Source organism: Kitasatospora sp. MAP5-34 (assembly GCF_029894335.1).
Taxonomy (GTDB): Bacteria; Actinomycetota; Actinomycetes; order Streptomycetales; family Streptomycetaceae; genus Kitasatospora.
Genome location: NZ_JARXZC010000049.1, coordinates 1 through 24,604, shown reverse-complemented (window position 1 = coordinate 24,604; position 24,604 = coordinate 1). Strand labels below are relative to the sequence as shown.

Sequence of the window (24,604 nt, the reverse complement as noted above, 5' to 3'; positions counted from 1 at the left end):
GGCGATGACAGGTACAGATGGCGCAGCAACCACCCAAGTCTCGGGCCGGGACACCGAGTTCCTTCCGGAGATCGTCCGGTCGCTGCTGCAGGCCCGGGGCGGATCGCCCTGGACGGTGACATCCGAGGAGTTCTGGTGCCGGGTCGACCCCGACCAGCGCCGGAACCGGCCGGCCCAGGGCTGGAAGCTGCACGTCTCGGCGACCCCGCTCTCCGCGCCGTTGATCCTCCACCGCTGCGCGTCCGTGCTGATCGACGACCGGGCCTCGTTCAAGTTCGCCGGGACCCTCCGGCGGGTGGCCGAACTGGTCGACGCCCGCTACGACCGCTCCGCCGGCGGCAAGTTCCTCACGGTGTATCCGGACGACGACGAGCAGTTCCGCCGCCTCGCCGAGCGCCTCCATCTGGCCACTACGGGGCTGCCCGGTCCGGGGATACTCTCCGACCGGCAGTACCGGCCCGACAGCCTGGTGCACTACCGCTACGGTGCGTTCCGGAGTGTCGTGCGGCTCGGCAACGACGGCACCTGGGACCACATGTTGACGGCGCCCGACGGGGAGCTGGAGGAGGACCGGCGACTGGCCTGGTACAGCCCGCCGTCCTGGGCGCGCTCGCCGCTCCCCGACCCGCCCGGCGCGAGCGCCGAGCGGCCGACCGCCGTACTGCTGGGCGGCCGGTACGTGGTGAAGCGGGCCATCCGGCACGCGTACAAGGGCGGGGTGTTCCTGGGTACGGACCAGGAGACCGGCCGCGAGGTGGTCGTCAAGGAGGCCCGGCGGCACGTCGGCGCGGGCCTGAACGGTGAGGACATCGCCACCCGGCTGCGCCACGAGGCCGCCATGCATACGCTGCTCGCGCCGCTCGGGCTCTCCCCGCAGGCGCTCGCCGAGTTCGGCCAGGGCGGGAACCAGTACCTGGTCCAGGAGCGGATCGCCGGGGAGACCTTGCGGAACTGGGTGGCCGGCCAGTCGGTTCGCCTGCTCGGGCCGGTGCTGCACCTGGCCGGGCAACTGGTCGCCGCAGTGGCGGCGGTGCACGAGGCCGGACTGGTCCTGCGTGACCTGAACCCGAACAACCTGATGGTCACCGCCGAGGGCCGACTGCGGCTGATCGACCTGGAGACGGTCTGCCGACCGGGTGAGCCGGCCCGCCGGAGCTACACCCCCGGCTACGGCGCGCCCGAGGTGGTCGCCGCACCGGCCGACGGGCCCGCGCCCGGCTGCGAAGCCGATCTCTTCAGCCTCGGTGCGACCCTGTTCCACCTGGTCGCCGGCCTGGATCTGCTGCTCGCGCCGGACCGGCCGACGACACGTCCCGAGGACGAGCGGCGCTTCGAGCTGGTCAGGAAGGTCCTGGCCGGGAGCGGCGAGCTGCGGCGCCTCGAACCCGTGATCCTCGGCCTGCTGGCCGAGGAGCCCGAGACTCGCTGGAGCCTGCGGCGGGTACGGGAGTTCCTCTCCTCACTCGCCCACGCGCCGGGTGCCGGCGACGAAGCCGGTCCGCCACCGGACTCACGTCTGGCGCCCGAGGAGGAGGAGCGGATGATCACCGACGGCCTCGCCCACCTCCTTGCCGGCCGGACGCCCGACGCCCGCTGGTTGTGGCCCGTCGAGGGCTTCGCCCTCCGCACCGACGCGCTGAACGTGCAGTACGGCGCCGCCGGTGTACTGGGGGTCCTGACGGCGGCCGCCGAGGTCCGGGACGATGCCCGGCTGCGGCTCGCCGTCGCCGAGACCGCGCAGTGGATCGCCGACCGCTTGGGGAAGGGTGAACAGACGCTGCCCGGCCTGTACTTCGGCCGGTCGGGGACAGCCTGGGCACTCCTGGACGCCGCCCGGTCGACCGGGGACGACGCGTTGGCCGCCACCGCGCTGGGGCTGGCTCGCCAGGTGCCGCTGGACTGGCCGAACCCGGACGTCTGCCACGGGGTGGCGGGGGCCGGCCTGGCCCAGCTGCACTTCTGGCAGGTCACCGGGGAGGCCTGCTTCCGCACCCGGGTGGTCGAGGCCGCCGAGCGGCTGGTGACGGCGGCCCGGTCGGGCCGGTCGGGCGTGGTGTGGCCGGTGCCGGCCGACTTCGACTCTGTCCTGGCCGGCGCGACCCACCTCGGCTTCGGCCACGGTGTCGCCGGCGTGGGGACCTTCCTGCTGCTCGCCGGAGTGGCGGCCGAGCGTACGGACTTCGTCGACCTCGCCCACCAGGCGGGGGACACGCTGGTGGCGGCCGCCCGGTCGGACGGCACGACGGCCGGCTGGCCGATGAGCGACACCGGCGCCGGGCCCGTCCATCCGCCGTACTGGTGCAACGGTTCCTCGGGGGTCGGCACCTTCCTCATCCGGCTCTGGCAGGCCACCGGCCTCCCGCAGTACCGGGAACTGGCCGAGCAGTCGGCGGCGGAGGTGTACCGCAGGCGCTGGGAGGCCTCGCCCACCGCCTGCCACGGCCTGGCCGGAAACGCCGACTTCCTGCTGGACCTGGCCGCTGCGCTGGACGACCCGCGCTACCACCGGTGGGCCGCCGAGCTCGTCGCCTGCGCCCACGCGCGCCGGGTGTTCCGTGCCGGGCTGCTGCTCGTCCCCGACGAGAGCCTGATGGGCGTGTCGGCGGGCTACAGCACCGGCCTGTCCGGGCTGCTGGGAACGCTGCTGCGGCTGCGTCACGGCGGCCCGCGGATGTGGCTGCCGGACTCCCCGGCGCTGTCCGCCCACGCGCAGCCGCCGAGCGACCTGGCCGACGCCCGGGCCGGACGGCGATGACTCCGCGCACCCGGCGCCGCGCGCCGGTGCGCGGTGACCACACAGACCTGCCAGGAGGCCGGACGAGCCGGTCTCGACGACACGGTAGGAGAAGGGAGGTGATTCAGATGACGAACGACGTCAACGCGCTGCAGACGCTGGACAGCGAGGAGATGGAGGCCACCAGCGCCAATCCTCCGGAGTGCACTTACACGTGCTACTGGACCAGCTGGTAGAACTCTGCCGGCAGCTCACCGGCTCTGGCCCCGCACCCGCCACTGGGTGCGGGGCCAGACCCGTGCCCGCCTTGACCGCCCGGAGCGGGCTTATGCCCGGAATGCCCGGAGCACCCGAATATGTGACGCTGGTCCGGAGCTGTCCCGTCGCCGCCCGCGTCCCAGCGCGGCCGGCCGTCGGAAGGACCTCCGTCCGTGGCCGCAATTCCGTACGTGTTCTCCGAGCTCCTCTCCGCCCTGCCGACCGGCTGCGCCGCGTCGCGCCGTTGGGCGGCTCTGACGGCCGCCGGGCTGGCCGTCCCGTTGCTGCTGGCCTGCCCGGCGGCGGCCGCCGGTACTTCGGACACCCCGGGCGCGGCGGCGGCCGTGGCACTGCCCATGCCGTCCATACCCTCGTCCGCCATACCGTCGCTCCCCGTCCTGCCGGAGCCGTCCGTCCCCCCGATGCCCACCCTGCCGCCCCTGCCGCCCCTGCCGCCCCTGCCGCCCCTGTCGATCGTGCCGCCCGTGCCGCCGGTCCCCACCGCGACCGAGACCCCGTGCCCGCCCACCCCCTGCCCACCGACCTCGGCACCGGACCCGGCCACGCCCACCCCCGCCCGGTCGACCCCGCCCTCGGCCCCCGCCGGTGCCCCGGTCACCCCCGGCCCGTCCGCGACGCCGCCGCCGAGCACTCAGCCGTCGGCGACCTCTCCGAGGCCCGAGCCGCAGACTTCGGCCGACCGGCCCGCCGAGGTCCTCCCGAGTGCGGAGCCTTCGGCGGCCGACTCCCGCAGGCCGGTGCCGGTGCTGGAGCCGGAGACCGCCCAGCCCGAGGCGGACACTCCCGCCGCTGCTGACCCGGTGACCGACCCGCCCGCCGACGAGGCCGATGCGGCGGACGCCGCCTACCCCGTCGCCGACCAGCCGCAGCCGCCCGCCGCCGGTCCGGCCGTCACCGCCGCGCCCGCCGTGCGGCGCCCGGTCGCGCAGCCGGCCGCCGAGGCGGCCACCCCGCTCCGCTGGACGGACCCCTCGAACCGGCAGTTCCCGCTGGGCGCGGGCCTGGCGCTGATCGGGGCGGGGCTGGCCCTGGTGGGCCTACGGCTGCGCGGCCGCTGACCGGACGGGCGCGCGGCTCGACCGCCGCAGATCGGCGGGCCGCTGAGCGGACAGCCGCTGACCGGAGGGCCGGGCACCCGGCATCATGGTCAGTCAGTTGACCCTCTCCATGCTCGAAGCATATGAAGGAGCTATGACTAACCCGATGAACGAACCGTCAAAGCCGGAGTCGTACCAGGCGTCGGGCGGACAGCCGGGGGACGGGCCGAAGGTGCTGATCGTCGGCCCGGACGGGATGCCCATCGGCGCGGTGCCGGGCTCGGGGTTCGGCCGCACCGGGGACGGCGAGATGGTCGAGCCCCGGGAGTTGCCCGTGACCGAGATGGTCGAGCAGCCGGCCAAGGTCATGCGGATCGGCAGCATGATCAAGCAGTTGCTGGAGGAGGTGCGCGCGGCGCCGCTGGACGAGGCCAGCCGGGTGCGCCTGAAGGAGATCCACAAGAGTTCGATCAAGGAGCTGGAGCTCGGGCTCGCGCCCGAGCTGGTGGAGGAGTTGGAGCGGCTGTCACTGCCGTTCACCGACGACACCATCCCCACCGAGGCCGAGCTGCGGATCGCCCAGGCCCAGCTGGTCGGCTGGCTGGAGGGTCTCTTCCACGGCATCCAGACCGCCCTGTTCGCGCAGCAGATGGCCGCGCGGGCGCAGTTGGAGCAGATGCGCCGTGCTCTCCCGCCCGGCAGCCACGGCGCCGAGCAGGACTTCGAGGACCCGAACGACGGCCGTGGCCTGCGCTCGGGCCCGTACCTGTAGGCCGGACCTGACCGGGCCTGGCCGGAGCGTCCCGGGTCCGGCCGGCCGGTGGCACCCGGGACACAGCGCCGCCCCTGCACCGGGTGTGACGGGCCGGAGCCGATACCCTGACCCGAGTCGTCGGCCCCCGGCCGGCGGCCGGGGTCGGCGGGGCCGAGGGCCTGTGCGATCGCGCGCCCGGACCGCCCGTCCGGACGGGGACCACACGTCGCGGTCGCGGTGCCACACCCGGCCGAGGGGGAAGCAGAGGACCATGAGCGAGTACGGCACCACGGCCGGGGAGCACACCCTGGACAACGGCCGGTACGTGCTGCAGCATCTGCTCGGCCAGGGCGGCATGGCCTCCGTGCACCTGGCCTACGACGCGAAGCTGACCCGCCAGGTCGCGGTGAAGACGCTGCACACCGAGCTCGGTCGGGAGCAGTCCTTCCGCGAGCGCTTCCGCCGCGAGGCGCAGGCCGTCGCACGCCTCCAACACCCCAACATCGTCTCGGTCTTCGACAGCGGCGAGGAGGTCGGCCCGGACGGGGTCACCACGCCGTACATCGTCATGGAGTACGTCGAGGGCAAGGCCCTGCGGGACCTGCTCAACGAGGCGATCGCGCAGCACGGTGCGATGCCCGTCGAGCAGGCGCTCGAGATCACCGCAGCGGTGCTGTCCGCGCTGGAGGCCTCGCACGACCAGAACCTGGTGCACCGGGACATCAAGCCGGGCAACGTGATGGTCACCACCAAGGGTGTCGTCAAGGTGATGGACTTCGGCATCGCGCGGGCGCTGCAGTCCGGGGTGACCTCGATGACCCAGACCGGCATGGTGGTCGGTACTCCGCAGTACCTCTCGCCGGAGCAGGCACTCGGCAAGAGCGTGGACGCCCGCTCCGACCTCTACTCCGTGGGCTGCATGCTGTTCGAACTGCTCACCGGTGAACTGCCGTTCGACGGTGACTCGCCGTTCTCGATCGCCTACAAGCACGTCCAGGAGGAGCCGCCCGCGCCCTCCGGCCGCAACCGCGCGGTGCGGCCCGGCGTGGACGCGCTGGTGGCCCGCGCGCTGCGCAAGGACCCGGCTCACCGCTTCCCCACCGCCGTGGCCATGCGCGAGGAGCTCAAACGCGTCCTGGCGGGGGAGCAGACCGGCGTCAACACCCCGCAGGCCGGCCCGCCGCTGGTGATCGGCGAGGGCCCGCGCTCGGTGCACGCCGCACCTTCGCTGACCGACTTCCCGCAGGTCATGGGCGACATCCGGACCCCGGCCCCGCAGATACTGCAGCCGTACCAGGCGCCCACCCCGCCGCCGTACGGGCCGCAGACGCCGCCGCCGTACCCGCAGCAGCACACGCCACAGCCCTACCCGCAGCAGCAGCAGCAGATGCCGATGCAGCAGCAGTACCAGGCGCAGCAGCAGGCCCAGCAGACCCCGCAGCCCTTCCCGCAGCACTACCGGACGCCGCAGCCCTTCCCGCAGCAGGCGCAGACCCCGCCGCCGTACGGGCCCGGGCCGCAGGGCCCGCCGTTCGTGCCGTTCGCCCCGAAGCCGGCGAACAGCAACAACGGGTGTTTCACCGCGCTGGTGGTGGTCGGTGTGATCATCGGCGTGATCGTGCTCGCGGCGGTCATCGTCGGGATCGTGGCCGCGCAGAAGCAGAAGGACCTCACCAACTCGTACTCGGGCCTGCGGAACCCGGCGGCCGCTCCCCGGCTGGGGCCGGACGGCCGGATCCTGCCACCGGCCCCGGTGCAGGGCGTTCTCCGCTGAGCCCGCCGAAGCGGTAGCGTTCGGGGGACGGAACCGATAGGGCGACTGCGCACCGAGCGAGGGCCCGGGGCGAGGAGCAATGGCAGAGACGAAGCAGCCGGGCGACGGCGAGGCGGAGCACGTGCCCGACTCCGCCGAGTCCACCCAAGCGACCCCCAAGGTGTCCGACGTCACCGCCGAGACGAAGGCGCTGCCCGCAGCCGCCGCGCAGACCCCCGGACGCGGCACCGCCGCACCGCTGGGCACCGTCGGCGACGGCCGTTACCGCCTCACCCACCGCCTCGGGCGGGGTGGGATGGCGGAGGTCTTCGCTGCTCAGGACGTGCGGCTGGCCCGTACCGTGGCGGTCAAGCTGCTCCGTTCCGAGCTGGCCCAGGACGACGTGGCCCGGCTGCGGTTCACCCGCGAGGCGCACTCCGTCGCGGGGCTCAACCATCACTCGATCGTCGCTGTCTACGACACCGGCGAGGAGCACCACGACGGCGAGTCCACGCCGTACATCGTGATGGAGATCGTCGAGGGCCGGACCGTCCGCGAGCTGCTGGTGGACGAGGACGCGCCGCCGGTCGACCAGGCGCTGATCATCACCGCCGGGGTGCTGGAGGCGCTCGCCTACAGCCACCAGCACGGCATCGTGCACCGCGACATCAAGCCCGCCAACGTGATCATCACGGGCACCGGCGCGGTCAAGGTGATGGACTTCGGCATCGCCCGCGCCCTCACCGGCGCCGCCAGCACCATGACGCAGACCGGCATGGTGATGGGCACCCCGCAGTACCTCTCGCCCGAGCAGGCGCTCGGCAAGGCCGTCGACCACCGCTCCGACCTGTACGCGGCCGGGTGCATGCTCTACGAGTTGCTGACGCTGCGTCCGCCGTTCATCGGCGAGACCCCGCTCGCGGTGGTCTACCAGCACGTCCAGGACGCGCCCGTGGCGCCCTCGCAGGTCAACTCCCGCGTCCCGGTCCAGCTGGACGAGCTGGTGCTGCGCTCGCTGGCGAAGAACCCGGACGACCGGTTCCAGAGCGCCGACGAGTTCCGCGCCCATCTCCAGCACGCGCTGCGCGAGATGCACGGCGCGGCCGGGGCGGCGGGTTGGGCGGCCGGCGCCGGGGCGGCCGCCGGGTTGGGCGTGGGCGGCGGTTACCTCGACCACGACGGTCCGTCCAGCGGCGGTACGGCCCTCACCGCGCCGCTCGGCGCCGTGGGCGGCGCCGAGCCGACGGCGATGCTGCCCTACCAGGTGGGTTCGCCCTACAACACCCCGCCGGCGGCGTACCCGCCGGCCGGCGGCGGTGGCGGCCACTACGCGGACGGCAGCGGGGACGAGCACGACGGCGGCGGTCGCAAGCCGTGGTTCTGGCTGGTCGGCGCGGTGGTGCTGGTGCTCGCGGCGACCGGCGGGATCGTGCTCGCGATGAGCGGCGGCACCAAGACCCCGACGCTGCCGACGACGCCGCTGACCAGCGTCTCCTCCGCCAGTGACACGCCGTCCGACAGCCCCTCGCTGTCACCGAGCCACTCCACCAGCACCAGTGGCAGCAACGGTGGCACCGGCTCGGGCGGTACCAGCTACTCGCCCAGCGAGTCCCCGAGCAGCTCGCCCTCGGCGAGCCGCTCACAGTCCGCCTCGCCGTCGACCTCCCCCTCGACGTCGCCGTCCACCTCCCCGACCGACACGACGTCCTCCTCGCCGTCGTCCTCCGAGTCGTCCAGCGCGCCGCCGGCCTCCCAGTCGCCCACCACCCCGGCCACCCAGCCGCCGCCCTCCAGCTCCAAGCCGGGCCCGAACAAGACCTGAGGGGCCCTGTCCACGGCGGTGACCAGGTGCTCAGTTGGCGAAGGCGTCCAGGACCTGTTCGTACTCCTGGCACCACCAGGTGAGTTGTCCTGCGGCGGCGGGGAAGAGCGGGTCGGCGCGGAGGTCGCCGCGCTGGTAGCGCCACTGGAGCATCCAGAAGTCGTTCAGGCGTTCCCACCAGACCCGGTGCACCGCCGCCGCCAGCTCGGCGGTGGTGGCCGCCCGGGTGGCCCGGTAGGCGCGGGAGTAGCGGCGGACCCGGACGAGGTCCAGGACGCCGGTCTCCTGGTCGTTGAAGATCAGGGTGGCGGCCCGGACCGCCTCCTCGGCGCGGGGCCGCTGCCCGAGCTTGTCCCAGTCGATCACGGCGGCGACCCGGCTCCCTCGGTAGAGCAGGTTGAGGCCGTGGAAGTCGCCGTGCGTCCAGCCGGTGGGCGGGGCGTCCCCGGGGGCCGGGCGCCGGTGCCGGTGGGCGGCGAGCAGGTCGAGGCGTTCGGCGAGCCGCTGTTCGGCGAGGGCGTCGAAGGCTCCGTACGGCCGGTGGCGCCGGACCTGCCGCCGCAGGTCGGCGATCAGCCGCTCGGTGTCGGCGGGGTCGGCGGAGCGGTGGCCGTTGGGCTGCCGCACGGGGGCGCAGACGCGTTCCAGTGCGCCGTGCAGTTGTCCGAGCAGCGCGCCGAGTTCACCGCACTGCTGTTGGTCGAGCCCGGTGCCGTGCCGGTGCCCGCCCTCGATCCAGGGGAAGAGCGCGAACCGCCGCCCGCCGTACGCGGTCACGGTGTGCCCGTTCCGGGCGGGCAGCGGTGGGGCGGCCGGCAGGCCGAGGGCGCGCAGCGCGGTGGTGGCCCGGTGCTGGGCGGTGATCGCCGTCCGGGAGGCGGTGGCGCGGTCGACGTAGCACTTGAGGAAGTACCGGCCGCTCTCCGTGCTGACCCGGTACCCCCGGTTGAGCAGCCCCTCGGAGACCGGGGTCACCTCCCGCGCGGTCCCTGCCCGGTAGGCGCGCAGCACCCCCGCGACCACCACTTTCGGAACAGGGGGGCTGAGGGTGCCGACGGGGGGTGCGGAGCTGTCCGGCCGGGCCGGAGCGCACAGGATGATCTGGCCGTACGTCACTCAACAGAGCGTAGTGGGGTGGCGTAGGGGTACTTGACATAGTGTCAAATATCTGCTCAGTAGCCCTGATCCGCCTGATGGCGCGCGACATAGGCGGCGGCCTGGGTCCGGCGTTCCATCCCCATCTTGGCCAGCAGGCTTGAAACGTAGTTCTTGACGGTTTTTTCGGCCAGATGCAGCTCGTTGCCGATCTGACGGTTGGTCATGCCCTCGCCGATCAGGTCGAGGATGCGGCGTTCCTGCTTCGTCAACTGGGCGAGCCGCTCGTCCTCCTTCTCGCCGCCGTCGCGCAGCCGGGCCAGCACCCGGCTGGTCGCGACCGGGTCCAGCAGGGACTTGCCCGCCGCCACATCGCGGACGGCCGAGAGCAGGTCGGTGCCCCGGATCGCCTTCAGTACGTACCCGGAGGCTCCGGCCATGATGGCGTCGAAGAGCGCCTCGTCGTCGGAGAAGGAGGTCAGCATCAGGCACTTGATGCCGGGCTGTTGGGAGCGCACCTCGCGGCAGACCTCGACGCCGTTGCCGTCCGGCAGGCGGACGTCCAGGACGGCGACGTCCGGACTGACGGCCGGGATCCGGATGAGCGCCTCGGCGGCCGTGCCGGCCTCGCCGACCACCTCGATGTCGCCGTCCATCGACAGAAGATCGTGGACACCCCGTCGGACGACCTCATGATCATCTAGCAGGAAAACCCTGATTCGTCCGTTTCCAGTCACGCCCAAATGCTCCCATACCGGCACATGGATGACCTATCGCCCATGCTGGTACGAACACAGAATCGATGCCGGTTACCCCCTTACGCGGAGAGCTTCGCCCGGATAGCGTGCGCAGGTGTCCTGACGGCCACCGTTCTGAGAGCTGCGCCACACCCGCACTCCCAAAACGAGAACAAGTAGGACGTCCTAGCGCAAGCGCGCCAAGGGGCGCCGCTGGGTAACGTTCTCGTGAGGGACGCCGTCGGAAAGGGAACACCACCTGCCCCGCAGTCGGCGCGCACACCCACGCGCGCTTGCGGGGAGGTGACCGGACCGGTCACCGGCGACCCCGGGCGGCCGGACAGACCGAGGAGTGAACGTGACCGTCAAAAGCACGGCGAGGGCGCGCAAGAAGGCCGCCCCCGGCGCCCCTGACAATTCCCGTACGGGTTCGGACACCCAGACGGAACTCGTCCAGCTGCTCACACCGGAAGGCGTCCGGGTCGAGCACCCGGACTACCCGCTGGTGACTTCGCCGGAGGAGCTCCGCGCGCTCTACCGCGATCTGGTGCTGGTCCGGCGTTTCGACGCCGAGGCGACCGCACTGCAGCGCCAGGGCGAGCTGGGCCTGTGGGCCTCGCTGCTCGGCCAGGAGGCCGCGCAGGTCGGCTCCGGGCGCGCGATGCGCCCCGGCGACTACGCCTTCCCCACCTACCGCGAGCATGGCGTGGCCTGGTGCCGCGACGTGGACCCGCTGAACCTGCTCGGCATGTTCCGTGGCGTGAACCACGGCGGCTGGGACCCGAACGAGAAGAACTTCCACCTCTACACGATCGTGATCGGCGCCCAGGCGCTGCACGCGACCGGGTACGCGATGGGCATCACCAAGGACGGCGCGGACGACGCGGTGATCGCGTACTTCGGTGACGGCGCCTCCAGCCAGGGCGACGTCAGCGAGGCGTTCACCTTCGCGGCGGTCTACAACTCGCCGGTGGTGTTCTTCTGCCAGAACAACCAGTGGGCGATCTCCGAGCCGACCACCACCCAGACCAAGATCCCGCTCTACCGCCGCGCCTCCGGCTTCGGCTTCCCGGGCGTCCGGGTGGACGGCAACGACGTGCTGGCCTGCCTGGCGGTCACCCGCTGGGCGCTGGACCACGCGCGCAACGGCGGCGGCCCGGTGCTGATCGAGGCGTTCACCTACCGGATGGGCGCGCACACCACCTCCGACGACCCGACCCGCTACCGGCTCACCGAGGAGACCGAGGCCTGGAAGGCCAAGGACCCGATCTCCCGCCTGAAGGCCTACCTGGAGGCGGAGGGCCTGGTCGACGACGAGTTCCTCGCCGGCATCGAGGCCGAGAGCGTGGCGCTGGGCCTGCGGGTGCGTGAGGGCGTGCGCAGCATGCCCGACCCGGACCCGACCCTGATCTTCGACCACGTGTACGCCGAGCCGCACACACTGGTGGACGAGGAGCGGGCCGAGTACGAGGCGTACGCGGCGTCCTTCGAGGGCGGGGAGAACCTCTGATGGCTGGTCAGCTGAGCATGGCGAAGGCGCTCAACAACGCCCTTCGCAAGTCGCTGGAGAGCGACCCGAAGACCCTGCTGATGGGCGAGGACATCGGAAAGCTGGGCGGTGTCTTCCGGATCACCGACGGCCTGCAGAAGGACTTCGGCGAGGACCGGGTGATCGACACCCCGCTCGCCGAGTCCGGCATCGTCGGCACCGCGATCGGCCTCGCGCTGCGCGGCTACCGCCCGGTGGTGGAGATCCAGTTCGACGGTTTCGTCTACCCGGCCTTCGACCAGATCGTCTCGCAGCTCGCCAAGATGCACGCCCGCGCGCTGGGCCACGTCAAGATGCCGGTCACCATCCGCATCCCCTACGCGGGTGGCATCGGCGCGGTCGAGCACCACAGCGAGTCGCACGAGGCGTACTTCGCGCACACCGCCGGCCTCCGGGTCGTCACCCCCTCCAACGCGCACGACGCGCACTGGATGCTCCGCCAGGCGATCGCCTCGGACGACCCGGTGATCTTCCTGGAGCCCAAGCGGCGCTACTGGGACAAGGCCGAGGTCGGCGACGCCGCCGACCTGCCGCTGCACTCGGCCCGGATCGTCCGCCCCGGCGCCGACGCCACGCTGATCGCGTACGGGCCGATGGTCAAGGTCTGCCAGGAGGCCGCCGCGGCCGCCGAGGAGGACGGCCGCCGCCTGGAGGTCGTCGACCTGCGCTCGCTGTCGCCGATCGACTTCGCCGTGCTGGAGGAGTCCGTCAAGCGGACCGGGCGCGGCATCGTCGTGCACGAGGCGCCGGTCTTCCTGGGCATGGGCGCCGAGCTCGCCGCCCGGCTCACCGAGCGCTGCTTCTACCACCTGGAGGCGCCGATCCTGCGGGTCGGCGGCTACCACGCGCCGTACCCGCCGTCCCGGGTGGAAGAGGCCTTCCTGCCCGACCTCGACCGCGTGCTCGACGCCGTCGACCGCTCGCTGGCGTTCTGAGAGAGGAGCGACCCATGACCACTGAAGTGCGCTCGCTCCGCGAGTTCAAGATGCCCGACGTCGGCGAGGGCCTGACCGAGGCCGAGATCCTGACCTGGTACGTCAAGCCGGGCGACACGGTGACGGACGGTCAGATCGTCTGTGAGGTGGAGACCGCGAAGGCTGCGGTCGAGCTGCCGATCCCGTTCAACGGGACGGTCGAGCAGCTGTTCTTCCCGGCCGGCACGACGGTCGACGTCGGCACCGTGATCATCTCGGTGGCGGTCGGCGAGGGAGCGGCTCCGGCGGCTCCCGCCGCTGCGGCCCCGGCCGCGCCGGTGGCGGCTCCGGTCGTCCAGGCCGCCGAGGCCGTCGAGGAGGCCGTCCCGGAGCGCCGCGAGGTGCTCGTCGGGTACGGCCCGCGCACGGGCGGCGCGCAGCGCCGGGCCCGGAAGACGGCGGCCGCTCCGGCTCCCGTTGCCGCTCCTGCTGCCGTCGCGGTGCCCGCGCAGGCGGCGCCCGTCGTCGGCGAGCGCCCGTTGGCCAAGCCGCCGGTCCGCAAGCTCGCCAAGGACCTGGGGATCGACCTGCGGGCCGTCACCCCGACCGGTCCGGACGGGGTCATCACCCGCGAGGACGTGCACGCCGCCGTGGCGCCCGCCGCTCCGGCCGTGGTCGAGGCTCCCGTGGTGGTGGCTCCTGTGGCGGCCGAGGCACAGCCCGTGCTGAGCGGTGCCGGGGATGTCCGGGTGCCGGTCAAGGGCGTCCGGAAGATGACCGCCCAGGCGATGGTGGCCTCGGCGTTCACCGCTCCGCACGTCACCGAGTTCGTCCAGGTCGACGTGACCCGGACGATGAAGCTCGTCCGCGAGCTCAAGGAGACCGGCGAGCTGGGCCAGGGCGTCCGCGTCAGCCCGCTGCTGCTGGTCGCCAAGGCGCTGCTGACGGCCGTCCGGCGGTATCCGGAGGTCAACGCCAGCTGGGACGAGGCCGCCCAGGAGATCGTTATCAAGGGCCAGGTGAACCTCGGCATCGCCGCGGCCACCCCGCGCGGGCTGATCGTCCCGAACATCAAGGACGCCGGCTCGCAGACCCTCACGCAGCTGGCGGTCTCGCTCGGCGGGCTGATCGACACCGCCCGCCAGGGCAAGACCTCGCCCGCCGAGATGTCGGGCGGCACCATCACCATCACCAACGTGGGCGTTTTCGGCGTCGACACCGGCACCCCGATCCTCAACCCGGGCGAGGCGGCCATCCTCGCCTTCGGCGCGGTCCGGGAGCTGCCGTGGGTCCACAAGGGCAAGGTGGTTCCGCGTCTGGTGACCACGCTGGCCCTCTCCTTCGACCACCGCATGGTCGACGGCGAGCTCGGCTCCAAGGTCCTGGCGGACACCGCCGCGATCCTGGAGCGCCCGAAGCGCCTCATCACCTGGGGCTGACGGACACACCGACGCCGAAGGGCCCGGCTCCCCTGACGGGAACCGGGCCCTTCGGCCGTCCGGATAAAGGTGCATCCCGGCCGTTGGTTGCGGGTCTCGGCAACCATGCGGCGGCGGCCTGCGGGTTGGGCCGGATGCCGTAGCGGATTGCGCCGGACCGGCGAACCTCGGGCCGGGGTGGTCTACGCCACCGAGCCGTGCGGGTACGTCTTCGCGATCCCCCACCCGAGCGCCCGCCGGGTGACCGGAGCACCGAGGACGCACCCGTATGCCGCCTGGCAATCCTGGCCGTCTCGCCCCGAGTCTCGCCGTGCTCGTGCTGCTTTCGGCCGCTGTACTGCCCGCCGTGCTGGAGGTCGCGTCGCCGGCGCCGTTCGACGCGATCGGCACGTCCGGGGCGCTCCCGGACCGTGCGGTGCCGCCGCGCACCGCACTCCGGGCGGACCTGCGGGCGGTGGGGACCGCGCCGACCGTCGACATAAGGCGCACCGGTGTGCCCACCAACCGGATCACTCTGGTGCTGCTCGGGGACGGCTACACCGAGGACCAGCAGGAGCTGTTCCGCCAGCAGGCGGACCGCGCCTGGCGCTCGCTGATGGACATCGAGCCGTTCCGCAGTTACCAGGGCTTCTTCAACATACGGCGGGTCGAGGTGGTCTCACCGGTCGCGGGCATCGCGGAGACCGAGAACCACAGCCGCAAGCTGAACACCCCGCTCGGCATGCACTTCTGGTGCGAGGGCACCGCCCGGCTGCTCTGCGCGGACGAGTCCGCGACCGCCCGGTACGCGGGCGAGGGGGAGGGGCCGCAGTACCTGATCGCGCTCGCCAACTCCAGCGAGTACGGCGGCGCCGGCGGCACCGGGGTGACCACTCTGGCGGGCGGCAGCCCGGACGCCGGGCGGATCATCCAGCACGAGATAGGGCACACCGTCGGAGACCTGGGGGACGAGTACGACAGCGCCCCGGGGGACTCCGACTACCCGAACCTGGCCGCCGTGAACGCGGACGAGATGGGCCGCACCCACGTGAAGTGGTGGCACTGGCTGGGCGCGCAGTCCCCGGACGGCGGCGGCACCGTCGGGGCGTACCGCAGCGCCAACGGCGTCTACCGGCCGACCGTCGACTCGGTGATGCGGACCCTCGGCGGCACGTACAACCTGCCCTCCCGCGAGGCGATCATCGAGCAGATCTACCGCCGGGTGAGCCCGATGGACGCGCCCGTACCGGCAGCCGGTGCCGTCTCCGGCCGGCCCCGGCTCCAGGTCAGGCCGGTGGCGCTGGCGGGCGGGCGGCAGCTGCGGGTGGACTGGCGGGTGGCCGGCGTGCCGGTCGAGCCGCAGGCGCCGGACCGCAGCTGGCTCGACACCGACACGCTCGCGGTCGCCCCCGGTCAGAGCGTGACCGTCACGGCGACCGTCCGGGACACCACGGACTGGGTACGCGACGAGACGTTCCGGGACCAGCGGATGACCAGGACGGTGACGTGGACGGTGAAGGGCTGAAGCGCTCGTAGTCATGCGGGCTGACATGGGTGGTTCGCGTCCGTCGCGCGCCCCCTGCGGGGCTGATCATGCGATTGGATGACTAGTCTGTTCGGGTGACCGTGGACCCAGCCAGCCCAGCCCGCGCCGGGTCAGTCCCCGGTCCCCGCAGCCCCTCCGCACCTGAACCCGTCGGCTCGGGTGTGCGGCAGCCGCCCGGCGGGCGGGCGGCCTGGTTCGCCTGGGCGATCGGTGTCAGCGCCTACGTCCTCGCGGTGCTGCACCGCACCAGCCTCGGCGTGGCCGGGCTCGACGCCACCCACCGGTTCGGCATCAGCGCCTCCGAACTCTCCACCTTCTCCATCGTGCAGGTCCTCGTCTATGCGGCGATGCAGATCCCGGTCGGGCTGCTGGTCGACCGCTTCGGACCGCGCCGCGTCCTGCTGGCAGGCGTCCTGCTGCTCAGCGTCGGCCAGCTCGCCTTCGCCTTCAGCCCCACCTACGGGCCCGCGCTCGCCTCGCGGGCGGTGCTCGGCTGCGGCGACGCGATGACGTTCATCAGCGTCCTGCGGATCTCCGCACGCTGGTTCCCGGCCGCCAAGAACCCCATGGTCGCCCAGCTGACCGGCCTGGCCGGCACGGGCGGCAACCTGGTGACCACGGTGGTGCTGGCCCAGGCCCTGCACACCGAGGGCTGGACCGTCACCTTCACCACCATCTCGCTGCTCGGCATCGCGGTGTTCGCGCTGATCGCACTGCTGCTCCGGGAGACCCCGCCGGGAGCCGTGATCGCCGCCCCGCCGGTGGAGCGCCCGGTCTCCGTCCGGACCCAGATCCGGGACTCCTGGCGGGAGCCCGGTACCCGGCTCGGGATGGCCGTCCACTTCACCACCCAGTTCCCGGGCAACGCCTTCGCACTGCTCTGGGGCCTGCCCTACCTGGTCGAGGGCCAGGGCATGACCAGAGGCGAGGCCGGCGGCATGCTGACGCTGCTGGTGCTCAGCAACATGCTCTTCGGGCTGCTCTTCGGCCGACTGCTGCTGCGCTCCGCCCGGGCCCGGATGCCGATCACCATGACCGTGATCGGCGCGACGGCCGGCTGCTGGGCCCTCGTCCTGGCCTGGCCGTCCGGGCACCCGCCGGTCTGGCTGCTGGTGATCCTGCTCGTCGTGATGGGCAGCAACGGCCCGGCCTCCCTGGTCGGCCTCGACTACGCCCGCTCCCACAACCCGATCGAACGCCTGGGCACCGCCTCGGGCATCGCCAACATGGGTGGCTTCATCGGCACGATGATCACGCTCCTGGGCGTCGGCGTCCTCCTCGACACCCTGGCCGGCCCGGCGGGGTACACGGCGGAGACTTATCGCTGGGCGTTCTGCTGGCTGTACGTGCCGATGGGGGTCGGGACGGTCACGATTCTGCGGCTTCGGGGGAAGCTGGGGCGGGCGGGGGCATTCTGACCTGCGAAAACGCCCTATGCCTCACTTCAAGTGAGGCATAGGGCGCATTGTTCGCTTCGGCTACGCGGGCAGCTGGCCCGTCGCCTTCAGCAGGTCGGCGACCTCCTGGACGGTGGCGTGGAACCGGAGCGGGCCGACCTCGACCAGCAGCAGTCCGTTGCGCGGCGTCGGACGCGGCCTCGGCGGGGGCTCGGGCATGGGCTCCGGTGTGGGCGGGGTGTGGGCCAGCCGACGGGTCAGGTCGACCAGCTTGAGCTTCTCGCAGCGGGGGATGGCCGTGCCGCCCCGGATGCCCACCCGCTCGACGCTCGGGCACTGGAAGTACGCCCCGAACGGCGGCCCGCTGTCGTCCTCGCGCTTCGGGACGCGGAATTCCATCTCCCCATGCCGGCAGTGCACCGTCCCGTCGGAGCGGACGTGGATCCCCGGACCGCCGTTGTCCTGGTCGATCTCGGCGAGGATCTGCACCTGCTGCCCGACCGCCTCGGCGAGGGTCTGCGCCATCCGCTGCTGCTGCTTCGGGATGTCGGTGTCACCGCGCCGGATCGACGGGAGCAGGTCCCCGGTGACCCACGCCTGGAAAGGCTTCGAATTACGCTTGTCGGAGCGCATGATCAGCCGGTACAGCCCGGCTTCACTGATCACGCTGAGCATCGGGTTTCCGCGCTCGTAGGGTTTCCGACCTGCGGGAACTCGGTAACCCTCTCCCTGAGAGAGGGTTACCGATCGCAGGTCGATGGTCTGGGTGTGCTGCGGGTCGAGGCTCTTGGCGGTGTCGCTGGGGTTGACCCGCCCCAGGACCTTGCACACGTCCGCCGTGACGAACCACGGCTCGCCGTTGATCATCACCACCCTGATCGGCTGTCCCGTCACGGGGAAGCTCGACCGCACCAACACCATCGCGTCCTCGTTCATGACGCCCCTCCTTCTTCCGGTTATGGGCTGACCGGAACAACGAGGCCGAACGGGTGACGTACCGGTACCAGTGGGCCGTACGGGAGCACGAAGCGCGCCACCCCGCGCGCGTTCTTCGCGTTACATCCGATCAGATGTAACGCGCCCGCAGGTACGTCGAGCTGTCAGGGCGTCAGCGCGAAGTTGGCCAGAATCCGGGCGGCCAGCTCCTCGTCGCCCTCGATCTTGACCGGCCCCGGGCGGCCACGGCCGCAGGCGAGCCGTAGGTACGTCTCCCACCCGAGGGTGAACTGGACGTCCGGCGCGAGGCTGACGCGCTCGTCCACCGAGGCTTGCCCGTCGGCGTCCACCCGAACGGTGCGGAGGAACTCGAGCGGGCCGGTCACGTCGAAGGCGACGGTGCTTCCGACCGGGGTGCCGGCCAGCTTGCCGACGACCTTCGGCAGGCCGAGGAGCAGGAAGTCGCGGGTGACCACCGCGCCCGGCGAGTCCAGGTTGCCGGGGACGCCGACGGCCCGCCGCAGGTCCTGCTCGTGCACCCAGACGTCGAACACCCGGCGGCGCAGCAGCTCCGCGTACGAGAGCTCGTAGGAGGCCGGGCCGGCCGGGAAGCGGACCACGTCGTCGGGCTCGTTCTTGGCGTTGCGCAGCGCGCGAGAGCGGCGGATGACGGTGTAGTCGAGCTCGCCGGTCATCTCGGGCGCGGTGTGGCAGCGGCGCTTGTCGACCGGCAGCTCCATGTAGCGGGCGAAGTCGCCGGTGATGTGGCGCAGATCACGCGGCAGCGAGTGGATCGGCCGAGGGTCGCCGAGCAGCTCGGACTCGACCGCGATGACGTGCGCGACCACGTCCCGCACGGACCAGCCGGGGCACTCCGTGGGCCGGTTCCAGGCGTCGGTGGGCAGCGCGGCCACCAACTCCGATATCGATTCGATGGACTGCGTCCACGCGTCGATGTAAGCCTGCACGGTCTGGTTGTCCGTCACGGGAATCTCCGGCCCTCCGTCAGCTTCCTTGCCGCGTCGCCCAAGGGTTGCGAAGACCGGGAATCCCGGCTTCCGGGCGCACGCGCTAACCGCACGTTACGCTGCCGGGTGACAGCCGGGCAGCGCTTTCGGGTGACGATCGTAGGACTGGTCTTATGGACGGTGGTAGTGTGCGCGCCTCATTGATCCAACTAGCGGTCTCCGACCACGAGCCCGCTGCTGAGCGGCGGGCCAGGGCAGCGGCCCTGGTACGGGCACAGGACGCCGCTGATCTGGTGGTTCTCCCCGAGCTGTGGCCGCTGGGAGGGTTCGCGTACGACGCCTGGTCGGACGGCGCCGAACCTCTCGACGGGCCCACCTCGGACGCCATGTCGGCGGCGGCGAAGGCCGCCGGGGTCTGGCTGCACGCCGGCTCGATCGTCGAGCGCGACCCGGACGGGCCGATCTACAACACCTCCCTGCTCTTCGCACCCGACGGCGAGCTGGTGCACACCTATCGCAAGATCCACCGTTTCGGCTTCGACAGTGGCGAGGCCGTCGTGATGGGCGCCGGGCAGGAGATCGTCACCGCCGCCACCGACCTCGGCACGCTCGGCCTGGCCACCTGCTACGACCTGCGCTTCCCCGAGCTATTCCGCGCGCTGCTGGACGCCGGTGCCGAGCTGCTGGTCGTCCCGGCCGCCTGGCCGGAGCGGCGCCGTGAGCACTGGACGCTGCTCGCCCGGGCCCGTGCGGTCGAGGAGCAGGCGTACGTGCTGGCCTGCAACACCGCCGGGACGCACGGCGGCGTCGAACAGGCCGGCCACAGCATCGTGGTCGACCCGTGGGGCCGGGTGCTCGCCGAAGCCGGCGCCGGCGAGGAGGTCCTCACAGTGGACTTCGACCCGGCGGAGGTGGCGAAGGCCCGCGCCGAGTTCCCGGTCCACCGGGACCGGCTGCTGGGCATCCCCGCACCGGTTCAGCGCTGACCGGCGGCTGCTCCCGCTCCCAGCGACCCGCCTCCACCGACCCGCCTCCATCCACCCACTCCCGACTACCTGGTGTTGTCCTGCGACGACACCAGGTAGTCGGGATGTGCCCGGGTCGGGTCCGGGTAGAAGGTCCCGCGCATTCGGCTCTCATTTTTGAGAAGATGAGCCGTCGTCGCGTTCGAATCGGATGAGCGCGAGCCCGGCCCCGAGCCCGGAGAGGAGGCCGTCGCCCAGATGTTCGGCAGAGTCGATTCCAGCTCGGTCGATTCCGGCGGAGTCGGTGCCTCCACCCCGATCCAGCGCAACAGCCTCCGGGAGCAGATCGCGGGCGCGCTGCGCGACGAGATGATGGCCGGGCGGCTCGCCGCAGGCCGCAACTTCACGGTCAAGGAGATCGCCGAGCTGTACGGCGTCTCCGCTACCCCGGCGCGCGAGGCCCTGGTCGACCTGGCCGCGCAGGGGCTGCTCCGGGCGGAGCACCACCGGGGGTTCACCGTTCCGGAGTTCACCTGGGCCGACTATCTGGAGATCTTCGAGAGCCGGGCGCTGCTCACCGACAGCGCTTTCAGCCTGCTCGGCACGCGGGGCAGCGGCTACGACTGGACCCGGCTGTCCTCGCTGCGCCGCCGCGCCGAGGCGGCGGACCGGGCCGCCCGGTCCGGGCAGCTCGACGTGCTGGTCGGTTGCGACCGCAGGTTCTGGCAGGAGGCCGGCGCCCTGCTGGGCAACCGCCGGATGGCCGGCTACCTGGACTGGCTGCGGGTGCAGTCCTGGATGTTCGCGGCGCCCTACCTGCGCTCGGCCCAGCGGCTCGACGGGGTGTGCTGGGACCGCAACACGGAGCTGGTCGACCGGATCGAGGCGCGGGACGTGTCCGGGGCGCACCGGACGATCAGCGAGTACAACCTCTTCACGATCGAACTGCTGGCCCGGCTGACCGGGAACTCGCTGGACTCGGTGTCGGTCCTCCCATTGCTGACCTCGCGGATCACGGCGGGGCTCGCTGCGGAGACCGCGACCGTCCCCGCCGAGAAGCCGGAGAAGCCGGAGAAGCCCGGGAAGCCGGAGTGCGCCGAGCGGGCGGAGCGGTTCGAGGCTGCCGAGGCGGCCGAGGTGTCGCAGCTGGGCCTCGGCGCCGTGCCGCTGCCGCGCTTCGTCCCGCCCGGTCGGCTCGGCCGGCCGCTGTTGCCGGGGGGCGGCGGCACGCTGGGCCGGTAGGGTGGGCGGTCGTTGCCCGCCGACCGGAGAGGACGAGCCGGCCCATGGCCTGCGACCTCTGGCTCGTCCCGCTCGTGGACGTGCTGATCCAGAGCCCCGAGAACCCGTTCCGGGAAGACCTGCTTCGCTACAACGCCGCGCTGGCCGGCCACGGCCTGCCCCAGGTGCCGGTCTACGAGTACGTGCCGGGCTTCAGCGGCTCGGTCGAGCCGATAGCCGCGTTCGACTACGACTCGCTCCACTTCCTGCGCCGCGCCTACCTGTTGGGCCTCACGGGCTTCCAGGTCACCCCGGTGGACGAGCTCGGCAGTGACTACGAGCAGCTGTTGGAGATGTTCGAGAGCACGGCCGAACAGTCGCACCTGGTCTGGCACTTCGACCACGCGGGCGCGTACGTGCCGATCGACTTCCAGCTCCCGCTGGTGGTGGACAGCCTGCTGGAGTCCGGCGGGCCGCTCGGCTCCTCCCACGGGCTGCTGCGCGAACTGCTCGCCGTCGCACCGATCCTGGGGATAGACCCGCTCACCCCGCCGCAGCCGACCAGGCCGCTCGGGCCCACCGGCCTGGAGCAGCCCTTCGGCCCGCCGCTGGACGACTTCCATCCGTACGCGCGCGAGCGCCACGCCTGGGCCGGCCTGTACGCGGCGGCCACCCGCAGCGTCTCCCAGGGCTCGATGGTCGTCTTCGCCTGAGCGAGCCCTGCGCGGTCGGCCCCTGCGTGGTAAGCGCGGCAGGGGCGGACCGTTACCGCAGGGGCCCCTCCGGCGGCCGCTGGCGGGGCATGGTGGGCCGGGTGCCCGGGGAGGGCAGTGCGCGCACCTGGGCGCCCGTGACGATCTCGCTGCGGCCACCCCAGGTGCCCGGTGCCTGGGTGGGCAGCTTGGTCATGGTGGCGCGGAACTCCAGCATCCAGTCCGAGGTCTCGCTGCGGACCAGCTCCGACACGTCCTCGCAGAACCGCCGCAGCACGCCGAGGCAGCGCTCCGCCGCCTCGCCCGCCGTGCCCTCGGTCGGGCCGAGCACCTCGCGTACGCACTCCGAGGCCCAGTCGAACTGGAACGCCTCCAGCCGCCGTTGCAGCGCCTGGGCGGTGCTGACGTCCCGCATCCAGCCGGAGGTCAGCCCGAAGGCCCGGTCCGCGCCGAAACAGGCCGCCGAGAGGGCCAGCGAGACGTAACCCCACTCCGCCGCGCGGTCGGCGAGGCCGGTGAGGGCGACCAGTGGAGCCGTCACCCCCACGGCGGCGAAGGCCGCCGCACCGAACCGCAGCAGTCGCGCCCAGCGGCGCTTCCAGAGCCGGTCGCGGCGGTACCAGTCGATCGCCTCGACCGCCCGCTCCTCGGACCAGCGGTAGAGCTCCTCCAGCCGCTCGGCGGGCTCTCCCCAGTCCCCGAGCGGGAACTGCCGGGCACTCAGATCCGCACGGCGACGGGTGGGCGCCCGTCCGGGCAGGGTTGCGGCGGGTTGGTCCTCCTCACCGACTTCCTTGCCCCAGGGACTCTCCTCGGGCTGCATTTCCGGCTGGCTCACCTGTGGGGCTCCCTGTGGCGGGCGGACTGCTGAGGCCCTGGCTGGTACCGGGCCTGACTGCATGTTTGGCTGGCTGAACGCTGGACCTACGGCGCGTCGGACTGGTGCGCGATGCCGGACCGGACGCCGTCCGGACCGGCACGGTGTCGGGGGTTCGGCACCACGGGTGGTCGCCCGTGGAGTCGCGCACCGGCGGCTGCCGGCTGTTGTCCAACAGCACTTCTTACCGCCAAATGGCTGATCATGGGGGCGCTTCCGCAGCGATCGTTACCGGAATTCACCCGTTCAAGCCGAGGTGGGAGAGTTCCGGGGGGTGCGGGAGTTTCACCCGTCCGAGCGAGCCCCCGCGGCCCCGCCGCCATGACACCTGCCATGACAGCCGCCGGCGCGAGCGGGGTAGCCCGGACCCGGCGGCTGGATGTTCCTCCAGCTCAGTGCCCGGTCGGCGGCGTCCGTTCTGGAGCTTCCGACGGGACCGGAGAGCAGCCGGAGCGAGCCACCGACTACCCTTCCAACCGTGAAGGTCCTCGTCATCGGCGGCGGCGCCCGCGAACATGCCCTGTGCCGCTCTCTTTCCCAAGATTCCGACGTCACCGAGTTGCACTGCGCCCCGGGTAACGCCGGGATCGCGCAGGTGGCGACGGTGCACCCTGTCGACCAGCTGGACGGCGCGGCCGTCGCCGCGCTCGCCCGGCAGCTGGCCGCCGACCTGGTCGTGGTCGGCCCGGAGGCTCCGCTCGTCGCGGGCGTCTCCGACGCCGTGCGTGCGGCCGGTATCCCCGTCTTCGGTCCGTCCGGGGAGGCCGCCCAGCTGGAGGGCTCCAAGGCGTTCGCCAAGGACGTGATGGCCGGCGCGAACGTCCCCACCGCGCGCAGCTACGTCTGCACCACCCCGGCCGAGGCCGCCGAGGCGCTGGACGCCTTCGGTGCCCCGTACGTGGTGAAGGACGACGGCCTGGCGGCCGGCAAGGGCGTGGTGGTCACCTCCGACCGCGCCGAGGCGCTGGCCCACGCCGCGTCCTGCGAGCGCACCGTGATCGAGGAGTACCTGGACGGCCCGGAGGTCTCGCTGTTCGCGATCACCGACGGCGTCACCGTGCTCCCGCTGCAGCCCGCCCAGGACTTCAAGCGCGCCCTGGACGGCGACGAGGGTCCGAACACCGGCGGCATGGGCGCGTACTCGCCGCTGCCCTGGGCCCCCGAGGGCCTGGTCGCCGAGGTGCTGGAGACCGTCCTGCAGCCGACCGTGGACGAGCTGCGCCACCGGGGCACCCCGTTCTCCGGCCTGCTGTACGCCGGGCTGGCGCTCACCTCGCGCGGCACCCGGGTGATCGAGTTCAACGCCCGTTTCGGCGACCCGGAGACCCAGGTCGTGCTGGCCCGGCTGCGGACCCCGCTGGCCGGTGTCCTGCTCGCCGCCGCCAACGGCACGCTGGGCCAGCTGGAGCCGCTGCGCTGGGACGACGGCGCTGCCGTCACCGTGGTGATCGCCTCCGAGGGCTACCCGGCCGCGCCGCGCACCGGTGACGTGATCGAGGGCCTGGCCGAGGCGGAGGCCGCCGACGGCACGGTGTTCGTGCTGCACGCGGGCACCCGGGCGGGCGAGGACGGCGAGGTGCTCAGCGCCGGTGGCCGGGTCCTCTCCGTCACCGCGACCGGCACGGACCTCGCCGAGGCCCGCACCCGGGCCTACGAAGGCGTCGGGAAGATCACGCTCAAGGGCGGCCAGCACCGCACCGACATCGCGCTGAAGGCAGCCGAGTAGCGCGGCCGGCAGCAGGCTCACCAGCAGGGGTGTGGGGGGGGGGGGGGGGAGGGCGGGCCCCCCCCCCCCCCCGGGGTTCACGGGGGCCGGTTAGTGGGGTGTGCGGGGGCGGGGGGGGACGCCGGGGCCCCCCCACAACGGGGGGGGGGTTTTGATTGACGGC

At 72.5% G+C, this 24,604-nt stretch carries 20 protein-coding genes; 15 read left to right on the top strand and 5 right to left on the bottom strand.

The features are described 5' to 3' along the window. Window positions 1-4 precede the first annotated feature (4 nt). From lanL to P3T29_RS29090, 6 genes are all read left to right on the top strand, one after another. On the top strand, window positions 5-2,755 hold the full coding sequence (lanL, locus tag P3T29_RS29115) for a class IV lanthionine synthetase LanL (protein ID WP_280719665.1): 2,751 nt from the start codon (window positions 5-7) through the stop codon (window positions 2,753-2,755). A 107-nt stretch (window positions 2,756-2,862) separates the two neighbouring features. After that, window positions 2,863-2,970: an ALQxL family class IV lanthipeptide gene (locus tag P3T29_RS29110; protein WP_280719664.1), complete on the top strand. Its 108-nt coding sequence runs from the start codon at window positions 2,863-2,865 to the stop codon at window positions 2,968-2,970. A 195-nt stretch (window positions 2,971-3,165) separates the two neighbouring features. Further along, a complete protein-coding gene (locus P3T29_RS29105; protein WP_280719663.1) occupies window positions 3,166-4,071 on the top strand; it encodes a hypothetical protein in 906 nt (301 codons plus the stop codon). Window positions 4,072-4,216: 145 nt separating this feature from the next. After that, a complete protein-coding gene (locus tag P3T29_RS29100; protein WP_280719662.1) occupies window positions 4,217-4,822 on the top strand; it encodes a bacterial proteasome activator family protein in 606 nt (201 codons plus the stop codon). Window positions 4,823-5,075: 253 nt separating this feature from the next. Then, complete coding sequence (locus tag P3T29_RS29095) at window positions 5,076-6,578, top strand: protein kinase (protein ID WP_280719661.1); 1,503 nt, start codon at window positions 5,076-5,078, stop codon at window positions 6,576-6,578. Between the two features lie 79 nt (window positions 6,579-6,657). After that, complete coding sequence (locus P3T29_RS29090; protein WP_280719660.1) at window positions 6,658-8,379, top strand: protein kinase; 1,722 nt, start codon at window positions 6,658-6,660, stop codon at window positions 8,377-8,379. 30 nt (window positions 8,380-8,409) lie between these two features. Here P3T29_RS29090 and P3T29_RS29085 read toward each other — a convergent pair whose 3' ends face one another. Together P3T29_RS29085 and P3T29_RS29080 are read right to left on the bottom strand one after the other, a co-directional pair. Next, window positions 8,410-9,495 carry a phosphotransferase gene (locus P3T29_RS29085; RefSeq protein WP_280719659.1) on the bottom strand — a complete coding sequence of 362 codons (1,086 nt, stop codon included), beginning with the start codon at window positions 9,493-9,495 and terminating at the stop codon, window positions 8,410-8,412. Between the two features lie 56 nt (window positions 9,496-9,551). Next, a complete protein-coding gene (locus P3T29_RS29080) occupies window positions 9,552-10,211 on the bottom strand; it encodes a response regulator transcription factor (protein ID WP_280719658.1) in 660 nt (219 codons plus the stop codon). A gap of 352 nt (window positions 10,212-10,563) precedes the next feature. Here P3T29_RS29080 and pdhA point away from each other — a divergent pair, with 352 nt between their 5' ends. The 5 genes from pdhA (at window position 10,564) to P3T29_RS29055 (ending at window position 17,056) form a co-directional block, all read left to right on the top strand. Next, entirely contained in the window at window positions 10,564-11,721 is a 1,158-nt protein-coding gene (pdhA, locus tag P3T29_RS29075) for a pyruvate dehydrogenase (acetyl-transferring) E1 component subunit alpha (RefSeq protein WP_280719657.1), read from the top strand. Next, complete coding sequence (locus P3T29_RS29070) at window positions 11,718-12,695, top strand: alpha-ketoacid dehydrogenase subunit beta (RefSeq protein ID WP_280719673.1); 978 nt, start codon at window positions 11,718-11,720, stop codon at window positions 12,693-12,695. The genes pdhA and P3T29_RS29070 overlap by 4 nt, the downstream gene beginning before the upstream one ends. A gap of 14 nt (window positions 12,696-12,709) precedes the next feature. After that, a complete protein-coding gene (locus P3T29_RS29065; protein WP_280719656.1) occupies window positions 12,710-14,113 on the top strand; it encodes a dihydrolipoamide acetyltransferase family protein in 1,404 nt (467 codons plus the stop codon). 310 nt (window positions 14,114-14,423) lie between these two features. Next, entirely contained in the window at window positions 14,424-15,617 is a 1,194-nt protein-coding gene (locus P3T29_RS29060) for a M64 family metallopeptidase (RefSeq protein WP_280719655.1), read from the top strand. Window positions 15,618-15,799: 182 nt separating this feature from the next. Continuing rightward, a complete protein-coding gene (locus P3T29_RS29055; RefSeq protein WP_280719654.1) occupies window positions 15,800-17,056 on the top strand; it encodes an MFS transporter in 1,257 nt (418 codons plus the stop codon). A 60-nt stretch (window positions 17,057-17,116) separates the two neighbouring features. Here the strand turns inward: P3T29_RS29055 and P3T29_RS29050 are convergent, their stop codons facing one another. Both P3T29_RS29050 and P3T29_RS29045 read right to left on the bottom strand, forming a co-directional pair. Next, the gene (locus tag P3T29_RS29050) at window positions 17,117-17,971 is read right to left on the bottom strand and encodes a Bro-N domain-containing protein (protein WP_280719653.1); all 855 of its coding nucleotides are present in this window, start codon (window positions 17,969-17,971) and stop codon (window positions 17,117-17,119) included. A 164-nt stretch (window positions 17,972-18,135) separates the two neighbouring features. Next, entirely contained in the window at window positions 18,136-18,957 is an 822-nt protein-coding gene (locus P3T29_RS29045; protein WP_280719652.1) for a maleylpyruvate isomerase family mycothiol-dependent enzyme, read from the bottom strand. Between the two features lie 170 nt (window positions 18,958-19,127). Here P3T29_RS29045 and P3T29_RS29040 point away from each other — a divergent pair, with 170 nt between their 5' ends. The 3 genes from P3T29_RS29040 to P3T29_RS29030 all read left to right on the top strand — a co-directional run bounded on the left by P3T29_RS29040 (window position 19,128) and on the right by P3T29_RS29030 (window position 21,838). Continuing rightward, window positions 19,128-19,925 carry a carbon-nitrogen family hydrolase gene (locus P3T29_RS29040; RefSeq protein WP_280719651.1) on the top strand — a complete coding sequence of 266 codons (798 nt, stop codon included), beginning with the start codon at window positions 19,128-19,130 and terminating at the stop codon, window positions 19,923-19,925. Window positions 19,926-20,162: 237 nt separating this feature from the next. Next, window positions 20,163-21,146, top strand: coding sequence for a GntR family transcriptional regulator (locus P3T29_RS29035; RefSeq protein ID WP_348532873.1), 984 nt, complete (start codon window positions 20,163-20,165; stop codon window positions 21,144-21,146). A gap of 44 nt (window positions 21,147-21,190) precedes the next feature. Further along, a complete protein-coding gene (locus P3T29_RS29030; RefSeq protein WP_280719650.1) occupies window positions 21,191-21,838 on the top strand; it encodes a hypothetical protein in 648 nt (215 codons plus the stop codon). Window positions 21,839-21,890: 52 nt separating this feature from the next. Here the strand turns inward: P3T29_RS29030 and P3T29_RS29025 are convergent, their stop codons facing one another. Further along, a complete protein-coding gene (locus tag P3T29_RS29025) occupies window positions 21,891-22,676 on the bottom strand; it encodes an SLATT domain-containing protein (RefSeq protein ID WP_280719649.1) in 786 nt (261 codons plus the stop codon). Window positions 22,677-23,193: 517 nt separating this feature from the next. On the opposite strand from P3T29_RS29025, the gene purD reads away from it, so the two are divergent. Further along, the gene (purD, locus tag P3T29_RS29020) at window positions 23,194-24,441 is read left to right on the top strand and encodes a phosphoribosylamine--glycine ligase (RefSeq protein WP_280719648.1); all 1,248 of its coding nucleotides are present in this window, start codon (window positions 23,194-23,196) and stop codon (window positions 24,439-24,441) included. Window positions 24,442-24,604 lie beyond the last annotated feature (163 nt).